Origin of the sequence: Streptomyces sp. NPDC059456, assembly GCF_042750055.1 — a bacterium.
Lineage (GTDB): Bacteria > Actinomycetota > Actinomycetes > Streptomycetales > Streptomycetaceae > Streptomyces.
Window position 1 is genome coordinate 1 of sequence record NZ_JBHYVA010000445.1, and the last position, 7,198, is coordinate 7,198.

The 7,198-nt window shown below is 71.8% G+C and carries 8 protein-coding genes; 3 read left to right on the plus strand and 5 right to left on the minus strand.

The window, feature by feature from the left end; genetic code table 11:
• The 4 genes from ACFXA3_RS29735 to ACFXA3_RS29750 form a co-directional block, all read right to left on the minus strand.
• The coding region (locus ACFXA3_RS29735) for a putative sulfate exporter family transporter (protein WP_385191654.1) at positions 1–388 on the minus strand (388 nt) is incomplete at its 3' end.
• A complete protein-coding gene (locus tag ACFXA3_RS29740; RefSeq protein ID WP_385191656.1) occupies positions 388–942 on the minus strand; it encodes a cysteine dioxygenase in 555 nt (184 codons plus the stop codon). The genes ACFXA3_RS29740 and ACFXA3_RS29735, both read right to left, overlap by 1 nt.
• Before the next feature lie 97 nt (positions 943–1,039).
• Positions 1,040–1,945 (minus strand): LysR family transcriptional regulator, encoded by a 906-nt coding sequence (locus tag ACFXA3_RS29745; protein WP_385191657.1) that lies wholly within the window; start codon positions 1,943–1,945, stop codon positions 1,040–1,042.
• 97 nt (positions 1,946–2,042) lie between these two features.
• Positions 2,043–3,533, minus strand: a complete 1,491-nt coding sequence (locus ACFXA3_RS29750) for a S1C family serine protease (RefSeq protein ID WP_385191658.1) — start codon at positions 3,531–3,533, stop codon at positions 2,043–2,045.
• Positions 3,534–3,758: 225 nt separating this feature from the next.
• On the opposite strand from ACFXA3_RS29750, the gene ACFXA3_RS29755 reads away from it, so the two are divergent.
• The 3 genes from ACFXA3_RS29755 to ACFXA3_RS29765 all read left to right on the plus strand — a co-directional run bounded on the left by ACFXA3_RS29755 (position 3,759) and on the right by ACFXA3_RS29765 (position 6,378).
• Positions 3,759–4,556 (plus strand): glycerophosphodiester phosphodiesterase, encoded by a 798-nt coding sequence (locus ACFXA3_RS29755; RefSeq protein ID WP_385191660.1) that lies wholly within the window; start codon positions 3,759–3,761, stop codon positions 4,554–4,556.
• Between the two features lie 85 nt (positions 4,557–4,641).
• Positions 4,642–5,244 carry an ATP-binding protein gene (locus ACFXA3_RS29760; protein WP_385191661.1) on the plus strand — a complete coding sequence of 201 codons (603 nt, stop codon included), beginning with the start codon at positions 4,642–4,644 and terminating at the stop codon, positions 5,242–5,244.
• A 159-nt stretch (positions 5,245–5,403) separates the two neighbouring features.
• Complete coding sequence (locus tag ACFXA3_RS29765; RefSeq protein ID WP_385191662.1) at positions 5,404–6,378, plus strand: DUF5926 family protein; 975 nt, start codon at positions 5,404–5,406, stop codon at positions 6,376–6,378.
• A 181-nt stretch (positions 6,379–6,559) separates the two neighbouring features.
• Here the strand turns inward: ACFXA3_RS29765 and ACFXA3_RS29770 are convergent, their stop codons facing one another.
• Positions 6,560–7,081: a hypothetical protein gene (locus ACFXA3_RS29770; protein WP_385191663.1), complete on the minus strand. Its 522-nt coding sequence runs from the start codon at positions 7,079–7,081 to the stop codon at positions 6,560–6,562.
• Between the last annotated feature and the right edge of the window lie 117 nt (positions 7,082–7,198).

Below are 7,198 nucleotides of genomic sequence, written 5' to 3' on the forward strand. Positions count from 1 at the left end.
AGAAGGGGGCGGCGACCACCGCGGCCACCATCGCCACCGTGGCCCAGCCCAGCCGCAGCACCTGGTCCAGGCCCAGGCCGAGGCCCAGCAGGACGATGCCGATCCGCATCAGCCGCCGTCCGGCCAGGGACAGGCCCGGGCGGGCTGCTCCGCGTACGACCTCCCGTACGCCCGGGAGATGGGCCACCGCGATCCCGAGCACCACCGACGCGGTCAGCATGGGCACCGCGGGCACCAGCCGGTGCGCGCACCAGGCCACCAGCACACCGGCGGCCGCCATCCCCAACCCCGGCCAGGAGGAGGATGTTTCACGTGAAACAAGACCGGGGCCGGTCTTCTTGTCCTTGACGGGTTCCGCCCCGCGCGCGGGGCGGTTCAGCAGCGCCATCAGTCGGTGGGGAGCGTGTAGACGCGGCGGACACTGCTGCCCAGGCGGATGACGTCGGCTCCGTAGACGTGCAGGGATATCGCCGTGGTGCGACAGGAGTTGCGGACTTTGTGGATGTCGCCGGGCGGGGCGAACCCGCAGACGTCGCCGGGGCCGTTCACCACCTGCTCGGTCTCCACCAGCCGGGCGCAGGATTCTCCCGCCGCGGGGGCCAGCCGGTAGCGGAGCTCGCTCTCCTCGCCCTCGTGCACCCCGGCCACGCACCAGGAGACGTGGTCGTGGATGGCGGTCTCCTGGCCGGGCAGCCACACGAGCGCGACCACCGAGAAGCTGCCGTCCGGCTCGGCGTGCAGGACGTGCTGCCGGTACCGGTCGGGGTCGCCCTCGCGCTGCCCGGGGGTGAGCAGGTCGGGCGTGCCCAGGTGCGGGGCGAGACGCTCGCCGACGAGGTAGGCGGTCAGGTCCGGGGCCAGCCCCCGGTCCACGACCGTACGGATCTCACGGACGAGGGCGGCCATCCTCGCGGTCGTACGGGCCGGCGTAGTGGTGGTCATACGGGCAGCGTCGAACAGCCGACCCATCACGTCCAACGACAGTTCTCACCTGAAATCCCAAGCCCTGCTTATGAATTCGAGGGAGAAATCGATCGGGTCAGCAGCCGACGCGATTCGCCGCCACCTGCCTCAGCGCGTCGAGGACCACGGAGGTCGCCGGGATCCGCAGATGGTCGCGGTAGACGTACGCGGCGATGTGCCGGCGCGCGGCGGGCTGGAGCGGCCGTCCGCACACCTTGCTCAGGGAGAGGGAGGGCAGCACGAGGGCGGGCATCATCGCCACGCCGAGCCCCTGTCCGACCATGCTCTGCACGACCAGGTTGTCGTCCGTGGCGAACCGGATGTCGGGTACGAAACCCAGCTCTGCGCACTCGTGCAACAGGTTCGCACGGCAGCGCGGACACCCGGCGATCCACCGCTCCTCGGCGAGGTCGGCCAGGTGCACGGCCCGCCGGCGAGCCAGCGGGTGCCCGGTCGGGAGCAGCACCGTCAGCTGGTCCTCCATCAGTCTGACCTCGGCGACCTCGTCCGGGATCTCCTCGTGGAGCCCCGGGTAGGTGAAGGCCAGGGTGATGTCGCACTCCCCGCGTTCCAGCCGGCGCAGCGACTCCGGGGGCTCCCCCTCCAACAGCTCCACCTGGATGCCCGGGTGGTCCTTGGCCAGGTCGCTCAGGGCCTCGGGGACGAGGGTGACGTTGGCACTGGGGAATCCGCACAGCCGGACCCGCCCGGTGCGCAGGCGGGCGTACGCCTTGAGCTGGGCCTCGGCGGCGGAGAGACTGCCGAGGATGGACTCGGCGTGCCGGGCCATGGACTCGCCGGCCTCGGTGAGCTGCATCTTCCGGCCGACCCGGGTGAAGAGCGGGGTGCCGACGGCGCGTTCGAGCGCCTTCATCTGCTGGGTGATGGCGGGCTGGGTGTACCCGAGGGCGCGGGCGGCCGCCGAGTACGACCCGGAGGCGACCACTTCGTGGAAAGTGCGTATGTGCCGCGAATCGAACACAAGGGAAGCATAAGCGGACGTTGGGAGGGGCCGTAGGCGTATTCGCGCCCACGGCCCCTCACCATCAAGCCGGTGCTCCCGGCCGGGTCGGTCCTCGTTACTTGTCGCCGACCCGCGAGCCGAGGGTGATGTCGACGGTGGTCGACTTGCCGTCGCGCAGGTAGGTCAGCTTCACCACGTCGCCGGGCTTGTGCGTCCAGATCTCGCTGATCAGGGTCGGGCCGCTGTCGATCGGCTTGTCGCCGAACTGGGTGATCACGTCGCCGGGCTTGAGGCCCGCCTTGCCGGCCGGACCGTTGGGGTCGACCAGGTCGTTGGCGGGGGCGCCCTGCTCGGAGATCTTGGCGCCGTCGGTCTTGGACTGCAGGTCCACGGAGACCGAGATGATCGGGTAGACCGGCTTGCCCGTCTTGATCAGCGACTCGGCGACGTTCTTCGCCTGGTTGATCGGGATGGCGAAGCCGAGGCCGATCGAACCGGCCTGGCCCCCGCCGAACCCGCTGTTGCCGGCGGACTGGATGGCGGAGTTGATGCCGATGACCGCGCCGCGCCCGTCGAGCAGCGGACCGCCGGAGTTGCCGGGGTTGATCGAGGCGTCCGTCTGCAGGGCGCTCATGTACGAGTTCTTGCCGCCGGAGGCGTCGCCGGAGGCCACCGGGCGGTTCTTGGCGCTGACGATGCCGGTGGTGACCGTGTTGGACAGACCGAAGGGGGCGCCGATGGCGATGGTCGAGTCGCCGACCGCGACCTTTTCGGAGTCGCCGAGGGGCAGCGGCTTGAGGCCGGCCGGCGGGTTCTTCAGCTTGAGCACGGCCACGTCGTAGCCCTGGGCCCGGCCGATGACCTCGGCCTCGTACTTCTTGCCGTCCGAGAAGGTCGCGGAGAGCTTGCCGCCGTTCGCGGCGGAGGCCACCACGTGGTTGTTGGTGAGGATGTGGCCCTGCTGGTCGTAGACGAAGCCGGTGCCGGTGCCGCCCTCGCCGTCGCCGGCCGAGGCCTCGATGGTGACGACGCTGGGCAGTGCGCCCGCGGCCAGGCCCGCGATCGAGCCGGCCTCTCGCTTGAGGTCCTTGGGAGTGTTGCCGGCGGTGATCGTGGTCGAGCCGATGCCGTTGTCGTTGCGCTCGGCGGCCCAGTAGCCGATGCCTCCGCCGACGCCGCCCGCGAGGAGGGCCGCGACGAGCACGGCGGCGATCAGGCCGCCCTTGCCCTTCGGCTTGGCGGGCGGCATTCCGCCGGCGGCCGGGGGTGCGCCCCACACCGCGCCGCCGTGGCCGCCGCCCGAGCCGTACGCCGGGACGGCGGGCGGCGGGGGCGGCCAGCCCTCGGCGCCGTGTGCGCCCGGTGCCGGTGCCTGCGGCGCGGGGGCCTGGGCGTAGGCCGGTGCCGGGGCCTGGGCGGGCGGGATCTGCTGGGTCGGCTCCGTGCCGGGCGCGGGCGGAGGCGGGAACTGCTGGGTGACCGGCTCCGCGGGCTGCCCGCCGGCCGGGGTGGGCGCGGACGTCTCGGGGGCAGGAGCGGCCACCGGGGGTGCAGACGGGGCCGCGGGGGGCTTCGGGGCCGCGGTGCCCTCGTTCTCGGTGCTCACAGCGCTCTTCTCCTCGTCACACACGGCTTCGTTAAAACTGTCGACTCGGCCCGACTGAACGTTCGACGTGCCGCACAAGTTCCTGGGAAAAGCCTTCCCCATGACCCGTCAGAGCACTGTAAGCCGGACCTGTGCGTCTCCCTCCTTCTTTATATCCGGCATTTCGGGCACATACGCAAGGGCGGAGCCCGACACCGGAGGCCTTCTCGGTGGCACCATGACCCGGTGACCCACGCACTGCCGCCCATCCAGGTCGTCGCCCACCGCGGCGCCTCGGAGGATGCCCCCGAGCACACCCTGGCCGCCTACCGCAAGGCCATCCAGGACGGCGCCGACGCCCTCGAATGCGACGTCCGCCTCACCGCCGACGGTCATCTGGTCCTGGTCCACGACCGCCGGGTCAACCGCACCTCGAACGGCCGCGGCGCCGTCTCCGCCCTGGAGCTGGCCGACCTCGCCGCCCTCGACTTCGGCTCCTGGAAGGACCGCGAGGAGTCCCCCGACTGGGACGCCGACCCCGAGCGCACCTCCGTGCTCACCCTGGAGCGGCTGCTGGAACTGGTCTCCGACGCCGGCCGGCCGGTGCAGCTCGCCATCGAGACGAAGCACCCGACCCGCTGGGCCGGACAGGTGGAGGAGCGCCTCCTCTTCCTCCTCAAGCGGTTCGGGCTGGACGCCCCGCCCGCCGAGGGCCCGCACCCCGTCCGCGTCATGAGCTTCTCCGCACGCTCCCTGCACCGGGTGCGGGCGGCCGCGCCGACGGTCCCGACCGTGTACCTGATGCAGTTCATCTCACCCCGGATGCGCGACGGGCGGCTGCCGGCCGGGGTGCGGATCGCGGGGCCGGGGATGCGCATCGTGCGCAACCACCCCGGATTCATCCGCAAGCTCCAGGGCGCCGGCCACGCCGTGCACGTGTGGACCGTGAACGAGCCGGAAGACGTTCAGCTCTGCGCTGATCTGGGTGTGGAGGCGATCATCACGAACAGGCCGCGCCAAGTTCTGTCCCAGCTCGGGCGCTGACGTCCCGGTTTGCCCACCCGTCCCGGAGACCCCACCGGTGACAGGGTGTGCACCGGCGCATCCGCTCCGCAACCGCTCGTCATGAATGCGTCAGAGGGCTCTGCCGGGCCGGTTTCCGGTCCAGGCCATTGGGGCATCCAGATCTTGGCGTGGGGCTAAGGAGGTTCCGGGGGTGGCGTTGGTGGTGGCACAGGAAGTGCCCACGTCTTCGTGCATGGACGTATGCCATGGTCCTGCGGGCGTGGGCGAGGCGAGACGCCGCATGCGCGAGCAACTGCGGATGAGCGGGGTGTCCGAATCGGTCGTCGACGACGCCGTACTGATCCTCTCCGAACTGCTCAGCAACGCCTGCCGGCACGGCAGGCCGCTGGGCGCCGGGGAGATCGGGAACGGGGAGATACGCGCCGCATGGCGCATCGACGACGCGGGGCGGCTGACGGTCGAGGTCACGGACGGCGGCGGCCCCACCCGCCCGGTACCGGCCACGCCCTCGGTCACCGCGCGCGGCGGCCGGGGACTGAACATCATCAGCGCCCTCGCCCAGGACTGGGGTGTCCGGGACGGTGCGGCGGGCGAGGTCACCGTATGGGTGACCGTTGCGTGCGGGCCCCGGCACGACGATTTCGCTACGCGCGTTGCGCCCCCGGCGATCGACTTCAGCACGGCCTTCGACGACCTCCATCCGTAACCGACGGCGACGACGGCAACTCCGGCCGTCCGAACGAGCGGCCGCCGGGAGCGCACGCCGACCGTGCTCCCGGCCGCACCCTCCCGGTTGCGGCGGTACGAACGGCTAGGCTCGCGCCCAGACACCACGCCGTACCGCCGCAACCGGGAGACACCCACGATGGCCAAGAAGCGCCCCGCAGCGAAGACTGCAAAGCCGCAGATCGAGAACGGGGAGATCCCGGTGGTGGGCGCACGCGAGCCCTGCCCCTGCGGATCCGGGCGCCGTTACAAGGCCTGCCACGGCGCAGCCGCCGCACACGCCGTCACCGAGCACGTGGCGCGCCCCTTCGAGGGCCTGCCCGGCGAGTGCGACTGGGTGGCGCTGCGCGAGCTCGTCCCCGCGGCGACCATCCCGCTGACGCTCAAGGGCGGCCTGCCCGAAGGCGTCCCGTCCGTCACGCTGGTGACCGTCCTGCCGATGGCCTGGCCGGCGCTGCGCCGCGAGGACGGGTCCGTCCTGCTCGGCCTCCAGAACGACTCGACCACCGGGGACCTCGCCCGGGACATGGCCGACACCCTGGAGCGCGCGCTCGTCGCGGAACCGGGTACTCCGATTCCGGCCCGCCGGGTTTCCGCCGAGGGCCCGCGACTTCAGGATCTCCTGGACACGGACGGCGTTTTCGAGCCGGTTGTGCACAGCGGCTTCGAATTCTGGATTCCGGATGCCGAGAGCGCTCAGAACGCCTCCCCGGAGATCGCCGCCTCCCTCGAGCGCGCCAACGCCGCCGCCATCCCCACGGTCAAGCTGGCCGGCGTGGACGCGGCCTACTGGTGCGAGACCCCGGACAAGAACCACCTGCGCTGGGTCATGCCGCACCCCGAGGAGAAGCTGCTCGACGCCCTCGCGCGACTGCACGCCGCGGGCACCTCCTCGCTCGGCGAAGGCACCCGACTGGTCGGTTCGTTCCGGGCGCACGGCCTGATGGTCCCGGTCTGGGACCTGCCCACCGGAGTGAGCGCCGACGACGTGGAGAAGCCTGCGGCCGAGTTCGCGGAGCGGCTGGCCACGGCCCTGGCCGCGGACGCCCCGCTGACCGCCGAGGAGCGCCGGGCGCGCGGTGGTCTCACCAACCGCCAGGTCACGCTCAGCTGACCGCCGAGGCCCCGCAGGAGCGGTGACTGGGGTCACAACTCCCGCTAATCGCCTGCAAATCGGTGTCTGAATATCAGAGATCGAATTTGCGAACAGGCGATCTCTTGTTACGGTTCTTGTAGCCCGGTCGCTGGTGCATCCCCCGTCGCCAGCGACCGGGCCCTTCCATTTACGCCGTCGTTCAACCGTCGGCCGGTGCCGGTGAGTTGCTCCCGGACCTCAGCAGCAGCCGCCCTTCATCATCCGGAACTGCAAACTCCGCAACGGCCGAGTAGGCGTCCGGCGCCCCCGCCGTGTCCTCGCGCGGCGTCTCGCACAGCCCCGGCTCGTCGCCGGCCCCGACCGCGCACCGGATCTGCACCGTGCGTCCCGCGGGCCCCATCATCGTCAACACGGCGTCCAGCGCGCGTCCGCTGGTGTTCCGGTAGTAGCTCCGCCCCCACGTCCGGCCCTCGCCCGCGAGCACGCAGGTCTGCGCCTCCAGGCCTTGCGGCGAAGAGAGTTCGGGGCCGCACCGGGATTCCGTGCGCGGCTGTTCGGACGGGCCGGGCCGCGAGCGTCCGCCCGGGCGCTCCCCGGCCTGCCGCGGGGGTGCGGCGGCGGGTGCCGCAGCCGGTTCCTTCGTACGGGATCCGGCTGCCGGGTCGACCAGTCCGAGCGAGGAGAGGATCCCGCCGCCTTTTCCGTCATCCTGACCGGCCAAATCCGGTCCGGCGAGGGGGGGGGGGCCCCCGGGGGGCGCCCCGGAGTAGGACCCCCCCCCCCGCCCACGGGGGGGGGAGAAAAAAAAACACCCCCCCCGCCCCACACCGAGAGGGTC

Coding starts and splice junctions, on each gene's coding strand:
- ACFXA3_RS29740 (WP_385191656.1), bottom strand. CDS start 942: ATGACCACCACTACGCCGGCCCGTACGACCGCGAGGATGGCCGCCCTC.
- ACFXA3_RS29760 (WP_385191661.1), top strand. CDS start 4,642: ATGCGTCAGAGGGCTCTGCCGGGCCGGTTTCCGGTCCAGGCCATTGGG.
- ACFXA3_RS29765 (WP_385191662.1), top strand. CDS start 5,404: ATGGCCAAGAAGCGCCCCGCAGCGAAGACTGCAAAGCCGCAGATCGAG.